Genomic DNA, 274 nt, shown 5'->3' on the forward strand with positions numbered 1-274 from the left:
GAAAAATGAGTTCATTGCCGTGTCTGAAGTGATGTTGAAATTAACTGGCACATTGGCAGGAAAGGCCAATTCATTAACTGATGCAATGCCATATTCTGGATAGATAAACAACCATTTCCAGTCTAGTGACACCACTTCAACCGTCACCGGCTTAGCGGGATGATCGAGAGGCTTATAAGGGTCTAAATCGTGAGTCGAATTCCAAGTGATAACACCAAGAATGACCACGATAATAATCGGTATGACCCACACCACGATTTCAATGGTGGTTGAG

The 274-nt window shown here is 43.1% G+C and carries 1 pseudogene; it reads right to left on the reverse strand.

The features are described 5' to 3' along the window. Positions 1 to 252, reverse strand: a pseudogene (locus AAEY78_RS13035) (ubiquinol oxidase subunit II); the annotation flags it as partial. Positions 253 to 274: the final 22 nt, after the last annotated feature.

It is taken from the genome of Psychrobacter sp. 16-MNA-CIBAN-0192, assembly GCF_040309565.1.
Taxonomy (GTDB): Bacteria; Pseudomonadota; Gammaproteobacteria; order Pseudomonadales; family Moraxellaceae; genus Psychrobacter.